At 38.2% G+C, this 24,711-nt stretch carries 20 protein-coding genes and 1 riboswitch; of the genes, 11 read left to right on the top strand and 9 right to left on the bottom strand.

Annotation, left to right across the window (positions count from 1 at the left end; all coding sequences use genetic code 11):
• A partial coding sequence (locus C228_RS15215) for an IS3 family transposase (RefSeq protein ID WP_155877790.1) occupies positions 1-146 on the top strand: 146 nt, incomplete at its 5' end.
• Positions 147-203: 57 nt separating this feature from the next.
• Here C228_RS15215 and C228_RS0112370 read toward each other — a convergent pair.
• From C228_RS0112370 to metX, 3 genes are all read right to left on the bottom strand, one after another.
• Positions 204-806 (bottom strand): DedA family protein, encoded by a 603-nt coding sequence (locus tag C228_RS0112370; protein ID WP_026313301.1) that lies wholly within the window; start codon positions 804-806, stop codon positions 204-206.
• Positions 807-835: 29 nt separating this feature from the next.
• Positions 836-1,846 carry an HTH-type transcriptional repressor PurR gene (gene purR / locus C228_RS0112365; protein ID WP_018652915.1) on the bottom strand — a complete coding sequence of 337 codons (1,011 nt, stop codon included), beginning with the start codon at positions 1,844-1,846 and terminating at the stop codon, positions 836-838.
• Between the two features lie 202 nt (positions 1,847-2,048).
• Positions 2,049-3,119, bottom strand: a complete 1,071-nt coding sequence (gene metX, locus C228_RS0112360; protein ID WP_018652914.1) for a homoserine O-acetyltransferase MetX — start codon at positions 3,117-3,119, stop codon at positions 2,049-2,051.
• Positions 3,120-3,391: 272 nt separating this feature from the next.
• Here metX and C228_RS0112355 point away from each other — a divergent pair, with 272 nt between their 5' ends.
• The gene (locus C228_RS0112355; RefSeq protein ID WP_026313300.1) at positions 3,392-4,099 is read left to right on the top strand and encodes a SanA/YdcF family protein; all 708 of its coding nucleotides are present in this window, start codon (positions 3,392-3,394) and stop codon (positions 4,097-4,099) included.
• Positions 4,100-4,176: 77 nt separating this feature from the next.
• On the opposite strand, the gene C228_RS0112350 is transcribed toward C228_RS0112355, so the two are convergent.
• From C228_RS0112350 to C228_RS0112330, 5 genes are all read right to left on the bottom strand, one after another.
• Positions 4,177-4,878: a LutC/YkgG family protein gene (locus C228_RS0112350; protein ID WP_018652912.1), complete on the bottom strand. Its 702-nt coding sequence runs from the start codon at positions 4,876-4,878 to the stop codon at positions 4,177-4,179.
• A gap of 138 nt (positions 4,879-5,016) precedes the next feature.
• A complete protein-coding gene (locus C228_RS0112345; protein WP_018652911.1) occupies positions 5,017-6,426 on the bottom strand; it encodes a LutB/LldF family L-lactate oxidation iron-sulfur protein in 1,410 nt (469 codons plus the stop codon).
• A 14-nt stretch (positions 6,427-6,440) separates the two neighbouring features.
• Positions 6,441-7,166 (bottom strand): (Fe-S)-binding protein, encoded by a 726-nt coding sequence (locus C228_RS0112340; protein ID WP_018652910.1) that lies wholly within the window; start codon positions 7,164-7,166, stop codon positions 6,441-6,443.
• A 179-nt stretch (positions 7,167-7,345) separates the two neighbouring features.
• Positions 7,346-8,938, bottom strand: coding sequence for an L-lactate permease (locus tag C228_RS0112335; RefSeq protein WP_018652909.1), 1,593 nt, complete (start codon positions 8,936-8,938; stop codon positions 7,346-7,348).
• Between the two features lie 492 nt (positions 8,939-9,430).
• Positions 9,431-9,838 carry an H-NS family histone-like protein gene (locus C228_RS0112330; protein WP_018652908.1) on the bottom strand — a complete coding sequence of 136 codons (408 nt, stop codon included), beginning with the start codon at positions 9,836-9,838 and terminating at the stop codon, positions 9,431-9,433.
• 254 nt (positions 9,839-10,092) lie between these two features.
• A riboswitch (Lysine riboswitch) is annotated at positions 10,093-10,265 on the top strand.
• 129 nt (positions 10,266-10,394) lie between these two features.
• Between C228_RS0112330 and C228_RS0112325 the strand changes: the two genes are divergently transcribed.
• Both C228_RS0112325 and C228_RS0112320 read left to right on the top strand, forming a co-directional pair.
• Positions 10,395-11,903 carry a Na+/H+ antiporter NhaC family protein gene (locus C228_RS0112325; RefSeq protein ID WP_018652907.1) on the top strand — a complete coding sequence of 503 codons (1,509 nt, stop codon included), beginning with the start codon at positions 10,395-10,397 and terminating at the stop codon, positions 11,901-11,903.
• Between the two features lie 214 nt (positions 11,904-12,117).
• Positions 12,118-13,092 carry a substrate-binding domain-containing protein gene (locus C228_RS0112320; protein ID WP_018652906.1) on the top strand — a complete coding sequence of 325 codons (975 nt, stop codon included), beginning with the start codon at positions 12,118-12,120 and terminating at the stop codon, positions 13,090-13,092.
• A 103-nt stretch (positions 13,093-13,195) separates the two neighbouring features.
• Here the strand turns inward: C228_RS0112320 and lpcA are convergent, their stop codons facing one another.
• Entirely contained in the window at positions 13,196-13,780 is a 585-nt protein-coding gene (lpcA, locus tag C228_RS0112315) for a D-sedoheptulose 7-phosphate isomerase (protein ID WP_018652905.1), read from the bottom strand.
• A 222-nt stretch (positions 13,781-14,002) separates the two neighbouring features.
• Here lpcA and C228_RS0112310 point away from each other — a divergent pair, with 222 nt between their 5' ends.
• The 7 genes from C228_RS0112310 to C228_RS0112280 all read left to right on the top strand — a co-directional run.
• Positions 14,003-15,151: a sigma 54-interacting transcriptional regulator gene (locus tag C228_RS0112310; RefSeq protein ID WP_018652904.1), complete on the top strand. Its 1,149-nt coding sequence runs from the start codon at positions 14,003-14,005 to the stop codon at positions 15,149-15,151.
• 15 nt (positions 15,152-15,166) lie between these two features.
• Positions 15,167-16,858 carry an ABC transporter substrate-binding protein gene (locus C228_RS0112305; protein ID WP_018652903.1) on the top strand — a complete coding sequence of 564 codons (1,692 nt, stop codon included), beginning with the start codon at positions 15,167-15,169 and terminating at the stop codon, positions 16,856-16,858.
• Between the two features lie 2 nt (positions 16,859-16,860).
• Positions 16,861-17,796, top strand: a complete 936-nt coding sequence (locus tag C228_RS0112300; RefSeq protein WP_018652902.1) for an ABC transporter permease — start codon at positions 16,861-16,863, stop codon at positions 17,794-17,796.
• Positions 17,797-17,812: 16 nt separating this feature from the next.
• Complete coding sequence (locus C228_RS0112295) at positions 17,813-18,700, top strand: ABC transporter permease subunit (RefSeq protein WP_018652901.1); 888 nt, start codon at positions 17,813-17,815, stop codon at positions 18,698-18,700.
• A gap of 16 nt (positions 18,701-18,716) precedes the next feature.
• Entirely contained in the window at positions 18,717-19,754 is a 1,038-nt protein-coding gene (locus C228_RS0112290) for a peptide ABC transporter ATP-binding protein (RefSeq protein WP_018652900.1), read from the top strand.
• 91 nt (positions 19,755-19,845) lie between these two features.
• A complete protein-coding gene (locus tag C228_RS0112285) occupies positions 19,846-20,619 on the top strand; it encodes an MmcQ/YjbR family DNA-binding protein (RefSeq protein WP_018652899.1) in 774 nt (257 codons plus the stop codon).
• 636 nt (positions 20,620-21,255) lie between these two features.
• A partial coding sequence (locus C228_RS0112280) for an ESPR-type extended signal peptide-containing protein (protein WP_018652898.1) occupies positions 21,256-24,711 on the top strand: 3,456 nt, incomplete at its 3' end.

Genomic DNA, 24,711 nt, shown 5'->3' with positions numbered 1-24,711 from the left:
AATGTTTTTATGGACATCAATTTGCAACAGTTGATGAATTAGAACAGGCATTGCATAAACATATTCGTTACTATAATGAGAAACGGATAAAACCAAGCTTAAAAAATTTGAGCCCTGTACAATACAGAGCCCAATATCTTAGCTAATTTATGAACTGTCCAAATTTATGGGGCAGATCATGCAAGCGGTCTTTTCTAATCAAACTAAACTTGTTTCTTTTTACGGCCTTTATGCCATTTCCAACCTACATAGATTGCAATCACGCTTAAGCCTGCAAAAATAGTGTATTGGCCATTTTTAATCTGTTCGTGTAGCCAATCAAGATTTTGTGCGCCGTAATCGCCTAAGTAAACCCAAATCGGCACGGAAATAATTGCTGCACAGAAGTCAACCAGCACAAAACGAGTAAAACTTACTCGATGAGTAATACCCGATACGAGATAAACTACCGCGCGTAACCCAGGTAAGAAACGGGCGAGAAACAATAGGCGATTGCCTTGTTTTTCAAAACGTTCCTGTACCATTTGGTAACGTTCTTCGGTCACAATATTACGAATTAATGAAAATTGACGAATTTTTTCACCATAAATACGTCCGAGCCAATACATCGTACTATCACCGACCAGTACACCTAACATACTGATAACCAGCATCCAATGTACATTGGTATAACCTAAGCCTGAAATAACGCCGCCGGAGACTAAAGTGATATCTTCCGGAATCGGTACGCCAAATCCGCACGCAAGGAGAACTAAAAATACAGCCCAGTAACCGTAGCTACTGAAAAAGCTAATTAAAAATTCCATGTGCATACAACTCCTTTTTTTAATTGATTTTATTTATTTAAATTACGAACGGAACGACGTAAAACTAATTCCGGGTGGAATTCAATAGTTTGTGGTTGATATTGTGATTTATCTGCCTTAATTCGTTCCAACAATAAGTTTAATGCTTTTACGCCTAAACGAGATTTTGATTGGTGAATCGTTGTTAACGGTGGCGAATAAAAACGTGACGAATGAATATTATCATAGCCAATAATAGATATATCCTGTGGCACGGTTAAACCTTTTTCGCTTAATGCAGAGATTGCACCAAGTGCAATTGTATCACTAAAACAGAAGACTGCGGTTGGCAATTTATCTAAGCGAAGTAAGTTATTCATTTGCTCAAAACCACCTTCAGGTTCGAAATCACCTTCAAGCACCCACTCTTGACGAATCGGTAAGTTTGCTTCTTGCATTGCTTTTACGAAACCGTCATAACGCTCTTTAGCGGTAGTCTTTGTGAGTTGGCCTGCAATCACACCAATCTCGGTATGACCGTTTTCAATTAAATGACGAGTTGCAAGGTAACCGCCTTCAAAGCTGTTATCTAAAATAACATCACTTTTCTCATCGGTTTTACCCCAGTCCATAACTACCATTGGAATATTGGTGCCGTTGAATAGCTCAAGCGAGTCACGGGTATATTCCGAGCACATAACTAATACGCCATCCACACGTTTTTTGATTAACATATCCAAATGGTTTTGGATTTTTTCCGGCTCATTTTGTGTATTACATAAGAACAGCGAATAGCCTTGTTGATAGCAGTAATCTTCTACCGCTAGCACAATTTCCGCAAAATAAGGCGCTTCACTGGTAGTGATAATCATCCCGATGGATTTAGTGGTATTCACTTTTAAGCTGCGGGCAACTGCACTTGGAGAATAGTTTAACTGTTGAACAGCATCCCAAACTGCTTTACTGGTATCTTCCGCTACAAAACGGGTTTTATTAATTACGTGAGAGACAGTCGTTGTCGATACACCCGCTAATTTAGCAACATCTTTAATGGTAGCCATAATCGTTTCTCTTAGAATGAAAATATTGGTTATTATAGCTAAATTTATATGTAAATAGCTAAAAATTGGCAACTAAATATGTAAAAAATCAGCATATTTAATAAAAGCAATGTAGAACAGGGCGCTAATGTTGTTTATGAAATGAAGAGGGACAAGAAAATCCCTCTATAAGATAGGATAATGAAAGATGTGTGAATTGCTTTTAGCCGGCTAATCCTTTTTTGAGCATTGGTTCAAAGAACGCATAATCCACTAAAAAAGCATCATGTCCAAAGTTTGAGTGGAATTCGTAATAATCTACTTGTACGCCAGCACTTTCAAGGCGTTGCTTACTTTTATGTAAATCAATCGGTTTAAAGAGCTGATCACTGGTAACACCGACTAACGTATATTTCGCTTTAATGCGTTGCAGTGCTTCCTGTTCATTCGTATAACCAAGGGCAGGATCATATAAATCAAGCGCGCGTAATAACCGTAAATAGCTATTAGCATCAAATCGGTCTAAAAATTTTACCCCTTGATAGCTCAAATAGGATTCTACTTGGAAGTAGTCTCCCCAAATTTCGCTTTGTTGTTTGGTTTCTCGCCCGAATGCTCGAGCAAGTTGCACATCAGTACGATAGGTGAGCATCCCAAGCATTCGTGCAATTTTCAAGCCGTTATCCGGCGGTAAGCCTTCATAGTAGTCCCCATTGTTAAAGTTGGGATCATTAATGATCGCTTGGCGCATCACATGGTTAAAGCCGATCGCTTCCGCACTGAAAGTAAGTGAAGAACAAAGATTAATAATATTATTTACCGAGTCTGGATATGTAATGCTCCATTGTGTTGCTTGCATACCGCCGAATGATCCACCTACTACTGCGTGTAAATGATAAATGCCTAACGCATCTAATAAGGCTTTTTGTACATGGACGATATCTTGTACCGTAATCACCGGAAACAAGCTACCATAAGGTTTATTGGTTTGCGGGTTGATCGAGGAAGGCCCAGTTGTTCCTTTACAACCACCTAATACGTTTGAACAGATAAAGAAATAACGATCCGTATCAAAGGCTAAACCGGCACCGATAAAATCTTGCCACCAGCCTTGTTCCGGTACATTTTTATAAGGCTCCGCATCACCGGTTAAAGCGTGACAAAGTAATACGGCATTGCTTTTGTCTGTATTCAGCTTTCCGTAAGTTTGATAAGCGACCTCGATAGGTGATAATTCACCGCCAAGTGCGAGAGTTAAGGGGGAATCTTGAAAGAGAGTAATGCTATGAGCCATTGATATTCCTAAGGTTTGCAAATTAGGGTAGATATTAGACCGCTTGTCATTATTGTTTTTAGACGTCTAAACGTCTCTAATATACGTAAGGTAGCGATAGATAATGCATTTGTCAAGAAGTTTTAGACGTCTAAACGTCTAGAATTCTGAGAGAGGTTATACTTGCAATTTTAACTTGCTAGGTTATGCTAATAACTTGAACATTTGTTTGAAAAATTTGTCTGCTTTCAAACGAGTATATTGATGAGCCTTATGATTGAATATGTAGAAAAATGGAATTAACCCAACAACATAGCGCAACAGAAACTGAAAAGTCGCCTTTTTGTAAAAGGTTTGGGCACTTTTGTGTAAAGAGTATTGTCTGTATAGCTTGGGTTAGTGTCTTTTTGACATTGTTCATTTTAGTAATTGATGGCGTAACCGGGTTTTATGTTAAAGAGCGTATTTATACTGATATTGATAAATTACCGAAATACAATGATGCGGTGGTATTAGGAACATCGAAATATTACTCTAAAGGCTCTCCGAATTTGTATTATAAATATCGTTTAGAAGCGGCGATAGCGTTGTTAAAGCGTGGTAAGGTTAAGAATTTATTGGTCAGCGGCGATAATAAAACCCCTTACTATAATGAACCTAAGGTAATGCAGAATGATTTGCGCAGAATGGGGGTTCAAAAAGAGCTGATTAAGCAGGACTTTGCTGGTTATCGCACATTAGATTCTATTGTTCGTGCGCGCGAAGTTTACCAGTTGGAGCCATTTGTGATTGTGACTCAACAATTCCATTGTGAAAGGGCGTTATTTATTGCGAAATATCACCATATTGATGCAGTGTGTTTTGCGGCTAAATATCCGGAAGGACATATAAAAGTACGCATTAGAGAGTTTTTTGCTCGCTTGGGAATGATATGGGACTTTCTGGTGGGAACCCAGCCTGAAACACTTGAACGAGTCGCCTCACGAGAGATCAAGTCCTAGCTTATTTGCACAAATTGATAAGAAAAACAAGCGGTCTAATTTTGTAAAAAAATTGCAGAAATAGACCGCTTGTTATTTTATGTTAAGTCATCAATGACAACATAGATTTTTGATACCGGACCGTGTACACCGACCACTTTAATTAACTCAATATCAGCGGTTGCACTTGGACCCGAAATAATATTCACACAAGATGGTATACGTTCACCGGTTTGCGCTTTTTGGTGCAGAAGTTGTGCAAGTTGCGCTACACGCGGTAACACGGCACTTTTACGCACGATAACGATAGAAATTGTAGGTAAAAGGCTAGTTGAACGACCGTTATCTCTGCTGGCAAATAACACGATACCGCCGGATTCCGCTAAGCCGTATTCGCCGTGTACGATACCGATATTCGCTTTTTCTGCGTGAGAAATATTCGCTTCACGGTTAGAGAAATCCCACACATAGCTATCAAATTTTGCTTTCACCGCTTCGGTAATGCCTAAGCTTTCTAAGCGAGTATCATGATTTAACACGATGCTTCCTCCACCGTATTTTTCACAAACATCTAATACAGCCTGTGCGACATCTGCTTCTTTAGTTTCAACCACATCCACCAATAACACCTTCGCGAAATTCATAAACTCGTCACAAAGCTCTTGTTGAGAAAGGTGCGTTAAACGGGTTGTTGGGTGATCGTTTACTGGCGTCTCCATTTGATCCGGAACGAGTTTACGTTCTCTGCCCATACGTTGCGCCAATTTATTTAAAAAGTTTTCACGATTTTGTAAGTCCATTGCTCTGTCCTGTGTTGACCACATTAGCTATGATAGGAAGAACAAGCGGTGTAATTTCTCTTATTTTTTGCAAATTTTTGATTAAAAATAACCGCTTGTTTACCTAATTATGCTCTATGTTAAGTGGTTTAAGTTAAATTATTTACGATTTGCAAACCATTCACGGAAGCTTTCGCCCTCAGCACTTGGTAAATCACGTGCTTTGGTCCATTCCGCTAAGGCGCCAACATTAATCGGTGCTTTGCCGTTTCGAATAAATTTACCGGCAACTTTAGCACCTACTTTCACACCCATATTCCAAATACCCGGATTTGAGTTGGCAAAAGTGAAGCCTTTAATTGAAAGACGCTCTGTAAGCGGTGTTAAGCCTGCATCTGCAATTTTCTCACGATGTTTGAGAATTAATTGCGCTAAAGGAATTTTCACCGGACACACACTGTTACACGCAGTACATAATGAACAAGCGTAAGGTAATTCTTTAAACTCATCGTATCCGCCTAATAGTGGTGAAATAACCGCACCGATTGGCCCCGGATAGATAGAACCGTAGCCATGACCACCGATTTGGCGGTAAGCCGGACAGGTATTTAGACACGCACCACAACGGATACAACGTAAAACTTCTTGGAATTCGCTTTCTAAGATTTTTGAACGGCCATTATCTACGATAACAAGGTGGAAATCTTCTGGGCCATCCGTTTCGCCTTCAAGGCGAGGGCCGGTTAACCAAGTGTTATATGCAGTCAGTTTTGCGCCTACCGCACTACGGCAAAGCATAGTCATCAGCACATCGACTTCTTTGAAGGTTGGTGCTAAACGTTCCATACCCATTACCGCAATGTGCGTTTTTGGTAAGGTTGTCGCTAAACGTAAGTTACCTTCATTGGTCACTAAGCACACAGAGCCGGTTTCTGGTACGGCAAAGTTACAACCCGAGATACCGATGTCAGCTTCTAAGAAGTCTTTACGTAACGTTTTACGCACGAAAGCATTCATTTCTTCTGGCTGTTCAGTACCTTCATAGCCTAATATTTCATGTAATTCTTTACGGATACGATAACGATCTTTGTGGATCGCAGGTACAACGATATGTGAAGGTTTGTCACCTACGATTTGTAATAAATATTCACCTAAGTCGGTTTCAACCACTTTCATGCCTTCTGCTTCTAATACGTGGTTTAAACCGATTTCTTCAGTTACCATTGATTTTGATTTAACGATAGTTTTCGCTTTCTTCTCAAGTGCAACTTGGCAGATATACTCACTTGCTTCTTTCGCCGTTTCTGCGAAGAATACTTTACCGCCATTTTGTGTTACTTTCTCGCTTAATTGATATAAATATGCGTCTAGATTTGCAAGCACGTGATTACGGAATTGTTTTGATAGTTCACGCCATTCTTCCCAGTGACCTAATTCATCTACCATCTTTTGGCGGTTAGCACCGATCGTTTCTTGTGCTTTTACGACTGCTTTACGCATGACTTCATTATGTACTTGTTGTTCAACACGTTGTTTAAACGGGAGTGTACTTGTTTGTAAATGTGACATTGGTAATTCCCCTTTTATTCTTGCATTAAGACTTCTGCAATATGCATAACTTTTACGTTTTTACCTTCACGGCTTAAACGACCGGCAATGTTCATTAAGCAGCTAACATCTGCACCCACTAAATATTCAGGTTCTACTTCGGTAATATTTACTACTTTTTCTGTTACCATTTCACCTGAAATTTCAGCCATTTTTACCGAGAATGTACCGCCGAAACCGCAGCAAGTTTGTTGGTTATGGATAGGAAGAAGTTCTAAACCTTTCACATTTTGTAGAAGCGTAAGAGGCTCATTCACAACACCAAGTTTGCGAGTTAAGCTGCAAGAAGGGTGGTAAACAGCTTTACCGGTAAGACGAGCGCCAACGTTTTCTACTTTTAAAATGTTCACGATAAAATCGGTCAGATCATAGAAACGAGCCGCAACTTTTTCAGCGCGTTTTGCCCATTCTGTTTCGCCGAAGCGATTGAAATATTCAGGATAGTTCTTAATGGCATAAACACAAGAACCGGCTGGTGCTACGATAGGGTAGTCATTGACTTCAAAGGTTTCTACCAATGTTTTCATACCACTAATCGCTTCTTTTGCATAACCGCTGTTAATTGCAGGTTGCCCGCAGCAGCCTTGTTTTTCTAAGAAAATGACATCACAGCCAAGTTTTTCAAGTAATAATACACTGTTTTTTGCTACACCTGCTTTGACGATATCTGCAATACAGGTGACATAGAAATTTACGTTCATAAAGAACTCCCACTTAAATAAAAATAAGAAATAATCGTATTTAGACAGCTATAAATGACAAAAGGAAGTCGTTGGACTTCCTTTTAATTAATAATTTGTAAAAAATAGGTTAAATTTAACCGCTTGGGCAAGGCATAGTGTAACACGCCTTGCTAAGTTTTTACTCTACGACTTTAATGTTAAACGTTAAAGAATAGTGGAATAATTGTTAATGCAACAATGGCTGCAATAACACCATAGATAAACATTGGTACTACGGTTTTCTTAAGGATTGCGCCTTCTTGATTTTGAATATTCAATACTGAGTTAACCGCAACGATATTATTAATACATACCATGTTACCCATTGCACCACCTACAGATTGTAACGCAAGTACTAATGAAGTTGATAAACCGGTAATTTCCGCCGTTGATAACTGTACGCTACCGAAAGTTAAGTTAGATACTGTGTTAGAACCAGAGAAGAATGCACCTACCGCACCTAAGTACGAAGCAAAGATTGTCCAGTACTCACCGGTTGCTTCAGCAAAGCTTTTACCGATAATTTTTACCATTGAACCGTCATTACCGACTAACATTAAGTTAACCATGATTAATGCACCGATTAATGCGATAAATGGATTTTTAGTTTGTTTAAAACTACTGGCAAACACTTCTTTTACTTTTGAACCATTTAATGCAAATAGAGGAATGCAGATTAATACGGTTACGACAAACGGAATCAGTGCAGGCACATAAAGTAGTTTATAGCTTGCATTTACAGCCGTACCAAAAATATTTTTTAAGCTAAATACTAAGCCTTGGCTGATTTCAAATTGACCTAATGAACCTAGTTGTGTTGCGAACCACGTTGTTGTGTCGTTCATCATTGCTTTGAATGGCAATTGTTGGATACGAGTTACAATTAGGAAACCAATTAATAAACCGGTTGGAAGTAGAGCTTTTGCCACTTCTTTTAGTGGTACAGAACCTTCTAAAGTATTTTTAACTTTTGCTAAGCCTACGCCTTTATTGGCAAGGAAAATTGAAATAAACATACCGATTGCACCACCAACTAATGAGGGGAATTCATAGTTTACTTGTGCAAGTAAGAAATATGGTACTACGCAAGCAAATACGCTTAAGTAAATAAAGATGATATTTTGACGAATTTCTTTCCAACTTACGATAAAGCTTAATGCCATGACTGGAATCACTAACGCTGCAAAAGCGTGAATAAGTGCAGTCATTGAACCGATTTCAAGAATTTGTGTTTCAGCTAAATTGAGTGAGCCGAAACCAAACCAAGTTGGTGTACCTACTGCACCGAATGATACCGGCACAGAGTTCATAATTAATGCCAAAATTGCGACTTTAATTGGGTTAAAGCCTAAGCCTACAAGGATTGGTGCTGCAATCGCTGCTGGCGTACCGAAACCACTCGCACCTTCAATCATAAATGCAAATGCCCAACCGATAATCATAAGTTGTGCAACCGGATTCGGGTTAATCGTACCTAACCATTTACGTAATGTATTTGTTACACCTGATGCTTCAGAGAAGCGATTAAATAAAATTGCACCAAAAATAACGGTAATAGGGGTTAATACCGACATTATCGCTGAGGCGATATTTGCACTGATAACAGTAATATCTGTCGCGAAGAATAAAAGATGAATAATTAAAACTACCACGGCAACCCAAGGGAGGGCAACATATGATGGTAATGCATTACGTTTTACCATTAAGTAAATAAGTAAAACAATAGGGAATATACTAAGGAAAAGAGCCATAAAAACCTCGCAGAGCGATAATGATGTTATAAGTTAAAAAAATGTTAACTTTTTGAGTGTATGCATTTTATGTGAGTTTTTGTAAAAGAATAGTAGGTTTGTTTCAAATTATGACCAGGATCACACTTTTGTTGCTTAATTGCTTAAAAATAAATCAACAAAAAATCACAAAAATTAACATTATTTTTAAAAATACCTCAAAGGAGGTGACTGTGAGGCTGAGGTGGTCGGCATACATAAGACAATGAGGGGAATTTATAATTTGGGGGGTAAATATTATTGGATACTTTATAAATAGTAAGAGAGGAGTGTTACTAATTAAATGTATATTTAATTTATTAAGTAAAAATAATATTTATCTTAATAAATGAGATAATAATTTCTTGTAAATGTTTCGAAATATGGTTCAAAGCGAAAGCTTATTCGAATAAATACTTACTTTTAGGTAAAAAATAGGGGAGCTGAATAGCCCCCTATGATAATGAAATTTGATTAGATAGCAAAATCTTCTAACAATTTGCCCGCATTTAATGCTTTTTGGATTGGACTTGGTGTACGACCTTGACCAGTCCAAGTTTTTTCATTACCGTTTTCATCAATAAATTTATATTTTGCAGGGCGAGGCGGACGTGGCTCACGTTTTTTACGCTCAGACACGCTACCGAGTAAAACAGCTAACTCTTCAGCAGAAATGCCGTCTTTCTCAAGTAATTCTTTGTACTTGTTTAGACCTTCCATAAATTTAGCGTGTTCAAGCTCTTGCGCGCGTACAACTTGACGTTTTTCTTCAACAACAATAGAAACTTTTTCTAATAAAGATTCTAATTGTTCTAATGAAGTTTCACGTGCAATTACACGCAAGCTGCGAATATTTGATAACGTTTTTAAGATATCAGACATTTTCATCTCCAAATAAAGACCATATTAAAATAATAATAATTTAGTTATAGTGTGAATTCTAGAAAGAAGAGACACTCTAGAATTGAACATATATTAGCGGAATATATTTTTAAGGTAAACAAATAATTTATTGAATATAATCTAATTGCTTGAGATAAGACCTCTATTTGAATGATTTAACTATTAATCTTACCTAAATAGTTGAATTTAGCTATTGGCAAGCATTCAATATTAAGGTAATCTTACGGAGTCCTGCAAATTGTAGAGGTGCAAATCCGATAAGTATTTTTTCTGAGTGGAAAACGATGAGGAAGAAGGAAAGGCGTATTTGCCGAAATCAATTAAGCGTCATCTTAATTGGTTGGGGTCGTTACCGAAAGGAACGACACTGTCGTAACATCAACTGTTACGGAGTGCTACTGTTAGGGTTGGTTCATATTTTTCTTATTCATATTGCCCACCTTTTATATTATGCAATTCGCATAACTCGTTTCAGTAGATCCTCTTCTTTGTTTGACTTGCAATTTCATTACAAAGTTATATTTTTAGAGGTTTTATGAATTTAGTTGATTATTCAAGTTCTATATGGTCGATTGTACCGGCGGCACTTGCGCTAATTTTAGCTATCACTACTCGTAAAGTTTTATTTTCTTTAGGTGTGGGGATTTTAGTCGGCGCATTTATGCTTGCACCGGAATTTATTGATGGTTTCTTTTATTTAAAGAATATCGTTGTCGGTTTAGTTTATTCGGATGGTGAATGGTCATTAGGTAAATTACAAATTATTATTTTCTTACTTTTATTAGGTATATTTACTTCATTACTTACTTATTCGGGCAGTAATCAAGCTTTTGCAAATTGGGCGAGAAAACATATTAAAGATAGACGAGGCGCAAAATTACTGACGGCTTGTTTAGTATTTGTTACTTTTATTGATGATTATTTCCATAGCTTAGCTGTTGGTGCAATCGCTCGCCCTGTAACTGATAAATTTAAAGTGTCTCGTGCAAAGCTTGCTTATATTTTAGATTCAACGGCAGCGCCAATGTGTGTATTAATGCCGGTATCAAGTTGGGGGGCTTCGATTATTGCAACTATTGGTGGTTTATTAGTTACTTACAATATCAGCGAATATACGGCAATGAGTGCCTTTATCTCAATGAGTGCTATGAACTTTTATGCGATTTTTGCATTATTATTAGTCTTTTTTGTTTCCTATAGTTCATTTGATATTGGCTCAATGGCTCGTTTTGAGCGTTCAGCTCAAGCTTCAGAACATCATGCGCAAGACGAAGTGGTAGAAACTAACGGCAGAGCTTATGCATTAATTATTCCGATTTTGGTATTGTTGGTGACAACTGTTTCATCAATGATTTATACCGGTGCGCAAGCATTAGAAACGTTTAGTTTATTGGGTGCATTTGAAAACACGAATGTAAATCTTTCGTTGGTGATTGGCGGCTCTGCTGGTGTTCTGGCGGTAATATTATGCACATTAGGTTTGATTAATGTGGCAGATTACCCAAAAGCGATTTGGAGCGGCTGTAAATCAATGTTTGGTGCAATCGCAATTTTAGCGCTTGCATGGTTAATTAGTAGTGTTGTAAAAGATATGCACATCGGTGATTACCTTTCTACATTAGTAGCAGGCAATATTGATCCGGCATTTTTACCAGCGATTTTATTTGTATTAGCCACAGTGATGGCATTCGCAACAGGAACCAGTTGGGGAACATTCGGTATTATGTTACCGATTGCGGCAGGTATGGCAATCAATGTGGATACCGGTTTACTAATTCCATGTATGTCAGCGGTGATGGCGGGTGCGGTTTGTGGTGATCACTGCTCACCAATTTCAGATACGACTATCTTATCTTCAACAGGTGCGCAGTGTAATCATATTGACCATGTTACCTCGCAGTTACCTTATGCATTATTAGTTGCGGTGGCAGCTATTGTTGGTTACTTAGTGGTTGGTTTCACTGAATCGGCATTATTTGGTTTTACGGCAACAGGTGCAATGATGTTCGTATTAATTTTATTGTCGAGAAAGTCAGCAAAATAATTTAAATAATCAAAATTAAGCGGTGTAATTTACAAAATTTTTTGCAAATTACACCGCTTTTTTGTTGCTATTTTCTGGCGTTTTTGTACAACGCAAACGATTAAATTACATGTTTTGTGAACTAGCTCACATTATTTCTATACTAATCGGTGTAGTATCAAATCAAGTTTTAAGTGGCATAAAATGCTGTAAATTAAAATACGGGGAGCATATTATGAAAAATGTAATGGTTTATTCTTTAATTGCAAGTTTAAGCATCAGTGTGGCAAATACCGGTATGGCTCAAGATAAGATCGGGGTAACGCTTTATCGCTATGACGATAATTTTATTCATTTGATGCGCGGTGAATTAGAAAAAAATGCGAATAAACATCAGCTTTCCGTATTAATGAACGATGCGCAAAATTCACAATTTGTGCAAAACAACCAGATTGAAACATTGCTTGAACAGAAAGTGAAAGTTTTGGCAGTAAATTTAGTGGATCAGAATGCTTGGCGTACGGTTATTGGGAAAGCGATAGATCGTAATGTACCGATTATTTTATTCAATAAAGATCCGGGGCGTCAGGCGCTAGATAGCTATGATAAGGTCTATTATATCGGTTCAGATCCGAGTGAAATAGCAAAATTACAAGCGGAAATGATAGCCAAACAGTGGAAAGGCAACCCTCAATATGATTTGAATAAAGACGGTAAAATTCAATATGCGGTATTAAAAGGGGAAAATGGACATCCCGATGCAGAATTACGAACCAGGGTGGTATCGCAACAATTAGAACAACTAATTCCCGGTTCGCAAATGCTAGCGTTAGAGTCGGCACAATGGCAAACTAGCCAGGCAAAAGAAAAAGTGAATGCATGGCTTGCGACACCGCATAAAGAAAAAATTGAGGTAATTGTTGCGAATAATGATGCTATGGCTATTGGCGCATTGGAAGCTGCCGCAGCGCAGGGAAAACTCATCCCTATTTATGGTATTGATGGAATCCCTGCCGCATTAAATTTAATTAAAATGGGAGCGTTAGCCGGTACAATTCAAAATGACTGGGTGAGCCAAAGTCAAGCGATTCTTAGCTTTAGTGCGAATTTAGCAAAAGGGAGGAAAGCAAATGAAGGAACTTCATGGCAACTAAAAGATCGTGTATTAAGAGTACCTTATAAAATGATTGAGAAAGACGATCTTAAGTAACATAATGATATTCAACGCAAGCGGTTTGTAAAAAAATAGCGAAATTTAACCGCTTGTCACAAGAGAAAAGGCGTTCATTTGAACGCCTTTTTAAGTATTGAAATTAAGCTTCTTTTGCCATTTCGAATTCAATTAACATCATTAAAATATGAATGACTTTAATATGAATTTCTTGAGTGCGGTCAGCATAACGGAAGTGCGGAACACGAATTTCAACATCCGCTAAACCTGCCATTTGACCACCGTCTTTGCCCGTCATCGCAATCACTTTCATACCTTTTTCTTTTGCAACTTTGATCGCATTAAGTACGTTTTTAGAATTGCCGGAAGTTGATAAGCCAAATAATACATCGCCTTTTTGGCCTACCGCTTCTAAATAACGAGAAAATACATATTCATAACCGAAATCGTTACTTACACAGCTTAAGTGGCTTACATCCGAAATTGCGATAGCTGGGTAACTCGGGCGATTTTCACGGTAGCGGCCGGTTAGCTCTTCTGCAAAATGCATTGCATCACAATGTGAACCGCCATTACCGCAAGACAACACTTTACCACCTTGCTTAAAGCTATTTGAGATTAAAAGTGCTGCTTCTTGAATGAGTTTAATGTTATTTTCATCATTCATAAATTTATCGAGTACGTCAGCCGCTTCTTGTAGTTCTGCTTTAATTTGTTCTAAGTACATAAAAGATCCCTTATTAAAAATTTGTAAACTAAATCACTCATTTTTGGCGTTTGTCATGAAGTGAAGTTCATAAAAGTGTAGGGGATTGTTGATATAAAGTAAATAAAAATGCACTGAATTTTTCTGAAACGATTTGTAAACAAAAGTTTCCAAAAAAGCTTTTTCAGAGTATGATTACGCACAATTATTTGTTAACCCTAGTGGATACAAGGCGAGTTTCTTATGCAATTATTGATTGAATGTACAGAAAAACTAACGGTTGCCGAAGCGTTGATGCATTTTTCGGCTAAACAAAATCAATCTATTCAAAATATCACATTTACAGAATCAGGAATGCAAGCTAAGTTTGATTTGTTATCAGATCAGCAACAGGTGCAAATTTTAGCTGAAATTAGACCGCTTGCAGGGGTGACTAAGGCTGAATTTACCGAAAATACCGCAAGCTTTTCCCATTTGATCGCGGAAAGTGAAAATATGCAAGCCGTGCTTGCTCAAGCGAAGAAATTTGCATTGCTAGATGCGCCTTTATTAATTCAAGGTGAAACCGGTACCGGTAAAGATGTGTTAGCCAAAGCGTGCCATGAGCTCAGTGCCCGCAGAGCGCATAAGTTTATTGCGGTCAATTGTGCGGGATTACCAGCAGATGAAGCGGAAACCGAAATGTTCGGTCATCGTGGAAACGGTAAAGAAAATATCGGTTTTTTTGAGTATGCCAATGGCGGAACGGTGTTATTGGACTCGATTGCAGAGTTATCACTCGAAATGCAAGCAAAATTGCTGCGTTTCTTGAATGACGGATCGTTTCGCCGAGTTGGGGAAGATAAAGAGATTCATGTTGATGTTCGTGTGATCTGTACTTCACAGAAGGCGCTTTCGTTATTAGTGGCGGAAGGAAAAGTAAGAGAAGATTTATATCATCGCTTGAATGTTCTGACCTTAGATTTGCCGCCGTTACGTGAGCGTCATGCGGATATTCCGCTTTTGGCGGATCGTTTTATTACGCAAGTCAGCGAACGATTAGGCATTAGCAAATTAGAGTACGATAACGATTTTTTACAGGCGTTAAAAGATTATCACTGGCCAGGCAATCTACGTGAGTTATATAACGCAATTTATCGAGCTTGTACCCTTGCACATAGTTATCGTTTAGCGGTAAAGGATCTCAATTTACCGCATCATCAACCGAAATCGGATGATATTCAAATTGCGGATAACGGTGAAACATTAGAAGAATTAGTTAACCGCTTTGAAGCGACATTATTACGCAAGTTTTATGCGCAATATCCAAGTACGCGAAAGCTTGCACAACGTTTGGGGATTTCGCATACGGCGGTGGCGAATAAATTGCGAGCCTACGGTATCAGTAAGTAACAAGGTGTAAATATTATGAAAGCTTTTATCGGTAAAGTGGTAAAATTAGGGATGATTTTTGCAATTTTCGGATTAAATTCAGCCGCTTTCGCCGCACCAAGGATCCCTAAAGAATTGCGTAATGAAAGCCTTGTATATTGTACCGGTGTACTAGGTTTTTCCTTCAATCCGCAAAAAGCAGATATCGGTACCAATATGAATGTTGTTACCGAACAAATTTACGATAAATTATTTGAGTTTGATATAAAATCGAATTCTCTTAAACCGGCACTGGCAGAGCGATTTAGCGTTAGTGATGACGGAAAGGTGATCACATTACACTTACGCCGTAAAGTTGCGTTTCATACCACCTCATGGTTTACGCCGACCCGTAATTTTAATGCGGAAGATGTGGTTTTCTCTCTTAACCGTATTATTGGCTATGTCGAAGAATTACCCGCATTAGATTTTACTGAAGGGGGAAGAGCAGCGTTCCAGCAAAATCAACACTATGCCTATCAATTTAAAGCGAATTTAGCGCATTATCCTTATTTTGAAAGCGTGGCGCTAAAAAATAAAATCAAAAAAATCACGGCGCCGAATGATTACACGGTTAAGATCCATTTAGTGGAAGCGGATAATTCCGTGTTAGCTCATTTAGCCAGTCAATATGCGGTGATTTTATCGAAAGAATACGCATTGCAATTAAACGCTGATGAAAACTTAGCGCAACTTGATTTATTACCGGTGGGAACCGGGGTATATCAGTTGAACGATTATGTTGCCAACGAATACGTTCGTTTAAAACCGCATAATAAATATTGGGGTAAAAAAGCGTATATACCGAATATGGTGGTAGACGTTTCGACCAATAGCGCTGGGCGAATTGCTAAATACCTTAATCGTGAATGTGATGTGGTGGCATTGCCCGAACCTAGTCAACTTTCTGCCGTAGCTAAAGAGGAAATTGTTGAAACTTCAGGGGCTAATTTGGCTTTTTTAGCATTTAATACGCAGAAGCCTAGAATGCAAGATATACAATTTCGACGTAAGATCGCACAGGTGATTAATCGAGAGCGAATTGCCGATGTGCTTTTTTATGGCTCGGCGCAGGTTGCCCAAAATACTTTACCGCTGCTTTTGTATCCAACAAAAAATTATGGCGGTTACCCTTACCAACAAGCTAAAAGAACTGGTGGAAATAGCGAGAAATTTGACCATTTGCAGCTTTGGGTGCTGGATGAAAGCCGAGTTTATAATTTACATCCGCAAAAAATGGCGGAATTGATCCGTGCGGATTTAGCCAAGATTGGCATTGAGGTGGAGATAAAACCGGTTAGTCGAGTCTATGTTGCGCAATCTGCTGAAGCAGGCAAGGCTGACTACGATATGATTTTAACCGGTTGGTTAGCGAATAATCTTGACCCGAATGCTTTTCTTACGCCAATCTTAGCGTGTCGTTCTCAAAATGAACTGACGAACTTAGCAAATTGGTGTAATCCGGAATTTGACCGTTGGCTAGAAATGGCCAAAGGAAGCGAGCAACCTTATGTACGTCATTTGTTGTATCGCTTAGCACAAATTATTCTAGAACAGCAATTACCGATCTTACCGTTAGTCAATGGTAACCGTGTTTTACTGGTGAATTCTCGAGTTGAGAATGCGCAGGTTACACCGTTTGGTCAGGTTCGTTTGGCAGATTTAAAATTAAAACATGAAGAGAAATAGCCGTGTTATTAGCGTTAATTCGTCGTTTATTTTTAACCTTAATTACCTTGTTTATCTTAACATTAATCAGTTATAACATTTTGTTAAGAGATCCGCTTAATCATTTTATGGATTTACAAGGTGTAGAAGCTTATTTGAGCTATGTAAAAGGACTTATACAAGGCGATCTTGGCATTAGTTATAATAATGGTGAAGCGATTGCCGATCAAATCTTGAACGTATTTCCTGCGACAATATCTCTATGTATTGCTGCATCATTGGTTTCTTTAATTATCGGATTGCCATTAGGGTTATTTTCTGCTGCTTTTCAAGATCATTTATCCGGTAAAGTGCTTGCGACACTTGGCTCATTAAGTTTAGCGCTTCCAATGTATTGGTTAGCGATAGTTGTGCTTTATTATGCTTCAAGTAACCAATGGGCGATTTCGGCAGTGGGAGAATTACATCCTATTTATGAAATTTCACCGGTTACCGGCTTTCGTTTATTGGATATCTTTTTAGCAGACTCACCATATAAATTAAAAATGATGCAAAGTGTATTACATCATTTGGCATTACCGGCTTTAATTTTATCTATTCCGGCAACCTTGGAAATGATTCGTTTTACCCGACAGCGAGCTGAATATGTGATGAAGCAAAATTATATTAAAGTGGCACAAACTCGAGGATGGTCACCATTCAAAATTTGGCGTACGCATATTTTGCATAATACGCTGCCGGCGCTTATGCCGATGAGTGCGAAAAATTTCACCTTAATTTTTGCGTTTTCTATGCTAATTGAAAATATTTTCAGTTGGGATGGCATTGGGCTATGGCTGATTAATGCGCTTTCGGCACAAGATTATAATGCAATCTCGGCAGGTGTAATGGCAATAGGATTGTTTGTTCTTGTTATGGATCTTCTGGTGGGCGTGATTACAACCGTGTTAAACCCTTAACAGAAAAAGGATTGGTATGTTAAATAGAGAAGAACCGGAACAGTTCAGAGAATCGGATTACTTTAGACAGTTTCTATTTCAGCTACGCAAAGATAAATTAGCTTTAACCAGTGTATATCTTTTTATGGCACTATTGTTGTTAGTTTTTTTTGGCCATGCAATAGCACCTTATCAAGCGGATACGCAATTTGTCGGTTTGGAATTAATGCCCCCGTCATGGGATAATAGAGGACAAATTAGCCATTTCTTCGGCACGGACGATTTAGGGCGTGATATTTTCAGCCGTATACTATATGGTTTTTACTATACGGTCGGTTCCGCACTGATTATTAGTATTGCTATAGGTCTTATTGGCGGCATTATCGGCGTACTTGCCGGTACGAGTCGCAAGTCATTTTCCTTTGTTGGGCATCTGTTTGATACTTTCTTATTTATCCCAATTTTGATTATTGCGATTATTATAGCAACGTTAATGGAAGCTAATTTAATCAATGCGATGTTAGCAATTTCATTAGCAATGCTTCCGCATTTTATCCATAAAATTTATCAAGCGACAGAACAGGAGCTAAAACGAGAGTATGTGATTACGCTACGTTTAGACGGTGCTTCGCGTTGGGATCTGATTAAAGAGGTTGTTCTACCCAATTTAACCTTAGTGGCAGTGAAGGAGTCCGCTCATATTTTTATGATTGCGGTATTAGATATTAGTGCGCTGAGTTTTATTGGACTAGGGGCGCAAAACTCGACCCCGGAGTGGGGGACGATGATCAGAGATTCTCTGGAATTAATTTATTTAGCACCTTGGACCGTTATTTTGCCGGGGATGGCAACAATATTGGTGATTTTAATTATTAGTATGTTGGGTAACGGTATCTGCCGTGTGCTAGAGAAATACCGTTATTAGTGAATTGGAATAAATTATGACTTTATTAGATATTCGTCATTTAAGTATCGAAATTGATACGCCGAATGGGCGAGTAAAAATGGTTGATAATGTAAATCTTACCCTTGATGAAGGCGAAATTTGTGGTTTAGTAGGGGAGTCCGGCTCAGGTAAAAGCTTGATTGCCAAAGTGATTTGTGGCGTGATGAAAGATGAGTGGATTGTTACGGCAGACCGCTTTCGTTTTAGTGATGTGGAATTGTTGAAGCTTTCTCCGACACAGCGCCGAAAAGTAGTAGGTGAACAAATTTCAATGATTTTCCAAGATCCGCTTTCTAGTCTAGATCCAAGTCGAAGAATTGGTGAGCAATTAATTCAAACGATTAACTTTAAGGGAAAATGGTGGCAGTGGTTTGGCTGGAAAAATAAAAAGGCGATTGAATTGCTACATCGAGTAGGGATTCGAGATCATAAAACCATTATGCAGAGCTATCCGTTTGATATTACAGAAGGTGAAGCTCAGAAAGTAATTATCGCGATGGCAGTGGCAAATCAGCCTCGTTTACTGGTAGCGGATGAGCCTACTCACACGCTTGAGCCGACCACGCAATTACAAATCTATCGTTTACTCTCCAGTATGAATAAAAACCTTGGTACTTCAATTTTACTGGTAGCGAATGATATTCGTAGCATTCATAAGTGGGTGGATTCTTTTAATGTATTATACTGTGGTCAAACGGTGGAAATAGGTAATAAAGAGACGATTATGGAATCGCCTTATCATCCTTATACATCGGTCTTATTGAATAGTATTCCGGATTTTTCACAGCCGCTCGCCTTTAAAAGCCACTTAAATACTTTAAAAGGCACCGTGCCTATGTTGCAGAATATGCCGATAGGTTGTCGATTAGGGCCTCGTTGTCCGTTTGCACAGAAGAAATGTATTCAAAAACCAGCATTGCGTAAATTTAAACAGCATGAATTTGCCTGTCATTTTCCGGTTAATTTTAGAGAGCAAAACTTTCTTAAAAAAACAGAATTTGAGCCGGTGATTGTGCATGAAAAGAATGAGTAACTAAACAAGCGGTAAGATTTTGAGATTTTTTTGCAAATGCAAAAGTAGATAAAATCTTACCGCTTGTCTTTTTGAATAAGAAGGGAAATGTATGCAAGATAAAAGACTAAATTTTCGGGATGAGATATTGCTATATGCATTACAACAGTATGGTACAGAACCGGAATTTTTATGGAAAAAACATCCAACCTATGCGGTATTACGTCATCCGGATAATCGAAAATGGTATGCTATTTTAATGGAAGTAGCGAGGTCTGTTTTCGGTTTAGCAGGAGAGCAAACGGTTCCAGTGATGAATGTCAAATGCCACCCAAATCTCTTAAATTCATTTTTAACTCAGCCGGGCTTTTTTCCGGCTTATCATATGAATAAAGCTAATTGGCTGGGTATATTACTAGATGGCTCGGTAGATAAAGAAACAATCGTATTCTTATTAAATGGTAGTTTTGATCTCACTGCTACCCGACAACGTAAGCAAAAATTAGGAATCAGAAGCCGTATAGAATGGATTGTTCCAGCAAATCCGAAATACTATGATGTGGAGCAAGTACTTGAGGTTGGCGCAGAATTATTATGGAAACAGAGCAATAATATTGCGGTAGGCGATATAGTATATATTTATGTTACCGCCCCAACCGCTGCTATTAGATGTAAATGTGAGGCATTAGAAGTCAATTTGCCATATAAATCAGAGAGAACAGATTTACGTATTGAAAAGGTGATGCGCTTGAAATGCTTGAATGTTTACCGTAAGGAGCTATTACCGAAAGCCCTGTTGCAGAGTTTTGGAGTTTCGGCTGTAAGAGGTCCTCGTAAAATGCCATTTTCACTTAGTGAGGAAATTATCAAAATAGCGTCAGTATAATATATATTATTTATTTGGAGTCTGAATGTTTTTATTTTTTTAATAACATAATAGCTATTGTATTTTTTAATTTTAATTGATTATTTATTTAATTAAAGCCGATTAAAGTCCTACTGACTTTAATCGGCTTTTTGCTAATAAGTGTTTATTTAAATTAAATGATAATTGTTATCTTTTTTTGTTGTTTGGAGTGCTTGGTGATTAATGATAATGCTTTGTATTTGTATTGGCCATTATGGTTTGAAATAAACTTTATTTCTTTTTGAAATTAAAGGTTTTTTAAATTTTACTATTTTTAGTTTTTTTGAAATATGATTAAAAATTTTTTGCTAAAAATAAAATTTTTTTGAACTTTAAAATAATTGATTAGTCTTTTTTGGGGGTTGGTAAATGAATAAAGAATAATTTAGTTTATTCCACATTTTATTACAGAAGACTTATACATAAGTGTATGTGTGTAAAAAAATATATATTAGTTTCTGATCAGAGGACTAAGATATATCAACTGGGCTAAAATAAAGAAATTTTAGTCTGGAAAACCCCAAATGTATGTAATTAGTGCGTTGTTTATTAGTTGTCCTCGCACATCTATCTTGAATTAATTGTTATTTAATTTAGAAATCAAAAGGAAAGAATATGAATAAAATTTTTAAAGTCATCTGGAACCACACAACACAGACGTTTGTGGTTACTTCAGAGCTGTCTAAAGCAAAAGGGAAATCATCGTCATCTACGGATGAAAGAACAAATACTAAGAATTTATTAGCACTAGGAACCCTAGGTTCTGCTGTATTAGGTAGTGCATTAATTCCTACAATGGCAGAAGCTGCTGTTGCAATTGGTAGTGCTAATATTGCTGGCGCCTCGGCTGTAGCAACGAGTGGCGATGCAGCAGTAAATTATAACAATCCGGGTAGCTTATCTTACGATAATCCAGCCAGTGCATCTGCAAGCGGCTTATATTCGCCCACAGATCGCAGAGGAGATGTTGAATCTACAGGTATTGCAATTGGCAATCAAAGTTCAGCATTAGCTGCAAATTATTCAAATTTAGCTTCAGGTATTGCAATCGGTGATTATTCTAAAGCAAGTGGTCCATTATCTACTGCGTTAGGACATTTTTCTATTGCGAGTGGTACTGGTGCAATGGCGCAAGGTACGGCTTCTCGTGCATCGGGCTTTAACTCATTGTCAATGATGCGTCAATCAGCAGCTACATCGGCTTATGCAATGGCGATTGGTACGGCATCGTGGGCTGATGGTGTATCAAGTTTAGCTGTGGGGCAATCAGCAACATCTAAAGGTAAACAATCTATTGCAATTGGTAGCGCGGATGTTGCAGCAACAGCGACACCTGATGGACGTGGTGGTACAGCTTATGCTTCAAGTTATTCTACCGACCATACTGATTCATCAGGTGATTACTCTATTGCTATCGGTACGATTGCAAAATCAGGCGCAGCTAATTCTACCGCTATTGGTTATAACGCGAATGCAACGGGTAGTTCGTCATTTGCTCTTGGCGTAAATTCAAGAACTGAAAAAGATAACTCTATAGCAGTAGGTAATCAAAGTAAGTCTTTAAATGCGGATACAATTGCAGTTGGTCATCAAGCTATTGCAAATGCTACTTCAGCGATGGCATTCGGCTGGCGAGCTAATTCAAGTGGTGTATCAAGTATTGCAATTGGTGCAAATAATAATGTTACGGCGTGTTATTCTGTTGCGATTGGTAGCAACAATAAAGTAGCTAAGCAAGAAACATATGTGTTCGGTACGAATGTAAATGCTACTCAAGAAAATAGTGTAATTTTAGGTTCGCAATCAGAAGACCGCCCAGCAACAAGTGAAACAGAAGCAACAATTAATGGCGTTACCTACGGCAACTTTGCAGGTAAAGGTTTATCTGGGAATGGTGTTGTAAGTATTGGTAAGGCAAATTCAGAACGTCAATTAATTAATGTCGCAGCAGGTAAAGTTTCTGAAACTTCAACGGATGCTATTAACGGTTCACAGCTTTATGCAGTGGCAAATAAATTAAGTGAAGGTTGGGTAATCGGTAACGGCGCAAAAGTTGGTAATGTTACACTTAACAATCAAGTTAACTTTTTAGCCGGTGCCAATACCAATGTTGAAGTAAAAGCAAATGGTACAACGGGTATTTATGATGTAGTCATTTCTGCATTAAATACAGCAAGTACTGCCTCAGATATTGAATACTATTCGGTAAACTCAACCGTCGCTGAAAATAAAGATAATAAAGGTGCAGTCGCTTCAAATGCCATGGCGGCGGGTCCGAAAGCATCAGCAACCGGAAATGAATCAACTGCATTGGGTTATAACTCTACGGCATCAGCACAGAATACTGTTGCATTAGGTTCAGATTCTATTGCGAATGCGACAAGCGCATTAGCTGTGGGTGTTGGTGCAACTGCAACAGCAGATAGTGCGGTTGCAATCGGTAATGATTCAAACGCAACGGGTAAAAGCTCAGTTGCAATTGGTGAAAGCTCAAATGCTACTGGTACTTATGCAACAGCCGTAGGTGATACGTCAAATGCAACAGGCGATCGTTCAGTAGCATTCGGTATTGATTCTAAAGCAAGAAATACTGCAACGGTTGCAATTGGTGATAATGCTACTGCAACATTAGATAATTCCGTGGCGCTTGGTTCTGGGACAACAACGGAAGCATTTGTTAATACAGACTCAGCGACAGTAAATGGTATTATTTACTCGGGTTTTGCTGGTAATACAGCTCATTCAGTTGTATCTGTAGGTAATGGTAATCAAAAACGCCAAATTCAGAATGTAGCAGCGGGTAGAATTTCTGCAACATCAACAGATGCGATCAATGGTTCACAACTTTATGTCGTAGCTAATAATTTGACGGATGCAATTAATGTTGCAAACAATACGGCAAATACAGCGAACGCAACAGCTAACAAAGGTTGGAATATCACAACTGCAAAAGTAGGTTCAGGTAATGTTGCTGGAACATTAGTTGATAATATCCAACTAGGTGAAACGGTAACGGTTGAAGCTGGAGATAATATTAATATTACTCAGTCAGCCAATAAAATTTCAATTGCAACAAGCGCTATGCCAACATTTACGACAGTAACGACCCAAAACTTTAATGTTAAGCCGAATGGCAATATCAATATGGGTGGTAATGTTGTGACTAATGTTGCAGCACCTGTAAATGATACAGATGCCGCAAATAAACAGTATGTTGATAGTGGACGGACTAAGGTTAAATCTACTAATCAATCAGTGAAAGTGGCTTATGATCAAGCAAGTAATACCTATGATTTAGCCGTAGATGTTGTACCGACAGTAAATTTACAAGATGGGAAAAACACCAAGGTAAATAATACAGGTACTACTTATTCGATTGATGCATGGAATACGACAGTTAAAGCAGGCTCAACAGAAGTGAATGTAACTTCTGAAGTAAACAGTACAACAAACACGATTGATTACACAATTGATTTATCAAATAGTGCTAAGAACAATATTACGACAGCGAATAACGTTGCAAATCAGGCTAATACAACGGCTAATACAGCATTACAAACAGTCGTAACTCAAATTGATGGTGCAGATGTTAAAACGATCACTAAAGATAGTAATAAGGCAAACTTTATTACGGGTGATAACATTGTGCTAACGGCAGATAATGAAGGCATTAAGATTGCAACCAGCAAAACGCCAACTTTCAGTAATGTAACGGTAGGTGATACGAAGATCGATAATGATGGAGTAACCATTAATAATGGCCCTAGTGTGACGAAAAACGGTATTGATGCAGCAAATACCACCATCAGCAATGTAAAAGATGGCAAAGTTGAAGCAGGTAGTAAAGAAGCGGTAAATGGCGGTCAGTTATTTAACGCAACGACTAATTTAACTAATGCAGGCTTAAACTTTGTGGGTAACAACGTAAGCGGAGTAATTCACAAAAACTTAAGCCAAACATTATCGATTGTGGGTGAGTTAGCGAATACGGCAGCAGCAAGTGCGAAGAACGTTCGTGTCGATACAGAGAACGGCAAATTAGTGATTAAGCTCAGTGAAAACCCAACGTTT

Origin of the sequence: Actinobacillus capsulatus DSM 19761 (genome assembly GCF_000374285.1) — a bacterium.
Lineage (GTDB): Bacteria > Pseudomonadota > Gammaproteobacteria > Enterobacterales > Pasteurellaceae > Actinobacillus > Actinobacillus capsulatus.
Note: the sequence above shows the minus strand (reverse complement) of the source record. Positions and strands in the feature narration are given on the sequence as shown.

What these genes read in the sequence shown, in the direction of transcription:
- C228_RS0112370 (WP_026313301.1), bottom strand. Translation starts at nt 806, where the DNA reads ATGGAATTTTTAATTAGCTTTTTCAGTAGCTACGGTTACTGGGCTGTA.
- purR (WP_018652915.1), bottom strand. Translation starts at nt 1,846, where the DNA reads ATGGCTACCATTAAAGATGTTGCTAAATTAGCGGGTGTATCGACAACG.
- metX (WP_018652914.1), bottom strand. Translation starts at nt 3,119, where the DNA reads ATGGCTCATAGCATTACTCTCTTTCAAGATTCCCCCTTAACTCTCGCA.
- C228_RS0112355 (WP_026313300.1), top strand. Translation starts at nt 3,392, where the DNA reads ATGGAATTAACCCAACAACATAGCGCAACAGAAACTGAAAAGTCGCCT.
- C228_RS0112350 (WP_018652912.1), bottom strand. Translation starts at nt 4,878, where the DNA reads ATGGACTTACAAAATCGTGAAAACTTTTTAAATAAATTGGCGCAACGT.
- C228_RS0112345 (WP_018652911.1), bottom strand. Translation starts at nt 6,426, where the DNA reads ATGTCACATTTACAAACAAGTACACTCCCGTTTAAACAACGTGTTGAA.
- C228_RS0112340 (WP_018652910.1), bottom strand. Translation starts at nt 7,166, where the DNA reads ATGAACGTAAATTTCTATGTCACCTGTATTGCAGATATCGTCAAAGCA.
- C228_RS0112335 (WP_018652909.1), bottom strand. Translation starts at nt 8,938, where the DNA reads ATGGCTCTTTTCCTTAGTATATTCCCTATTGTTTTACTTATTTACTTA.
- C228_RS0112330 (WP_018652908.1), bottom strand. Translation starts at nt 9,838, where the DNA reads ATGTCTGATATCTTAAAAACGTTATCAAATATTCGCAGCTTGCGTGTA.
- C228_RS0112325 (WP_018652907.1), top strand. Translation starts at nt 10,395, where the DNA reads ATGAATTTAGTTGATTATTCAAGTTCTATATGGTCGATTGTACCGGCG.
- C228_RS0112320 (WP_018652906.1), top strand. Translation starts at nt 12,118, where the DNA reads ATGAAAAATGTAATGGTTTATTCTTTAATTGCAAGTTTAAGCATCAGT.
- lpcA (WP_018652905.1), bottom strand. Translation starts at nt 13,780, where the DNA reads ATGTACTTAGAACAAATTAAAGCAGAACTACAAGAAGCGGCTGACGTA.
- C228_RS0112310 (WP_018652904.1), top strand. Translation starts at nt 14,003, where the DNA reads ATGCAATTATTGATTGAATGTACAGAAAAACTAACGGTTGCCGAAGCG.
- C228_RS0112305 (WP_018652903.1), top strand. Translation starts at nt 15,167, where the DNA reads ATGAAAGCTTTTATCGGTAAAGTGGTAAAATTAGGGATGATTTTTGCA.
- C228_RS0112295 (WP_018652901.1), top strand. Translation starts at nt 17,813, where the DNA reads ATGTTAAATAGAGAAGAACCGGAACAGTTCAGAGAATCGGATTACTTT.
- C228_RS0112290 (WP_018652900.1), top strand. Translation starts at nt 18,717, where the DNA reads ATGACTTTATTAGATATTCGTCATTTAAGTATCGAAATTGATACGCCG.
- C228_RS0112285 (WP_018652899.1), top strand. Translation starts at nt 19,846, where the DNA reads ATGCAAGATAAAAGACTAAATTTTCGGGATGAGATATTGCTATATGCA.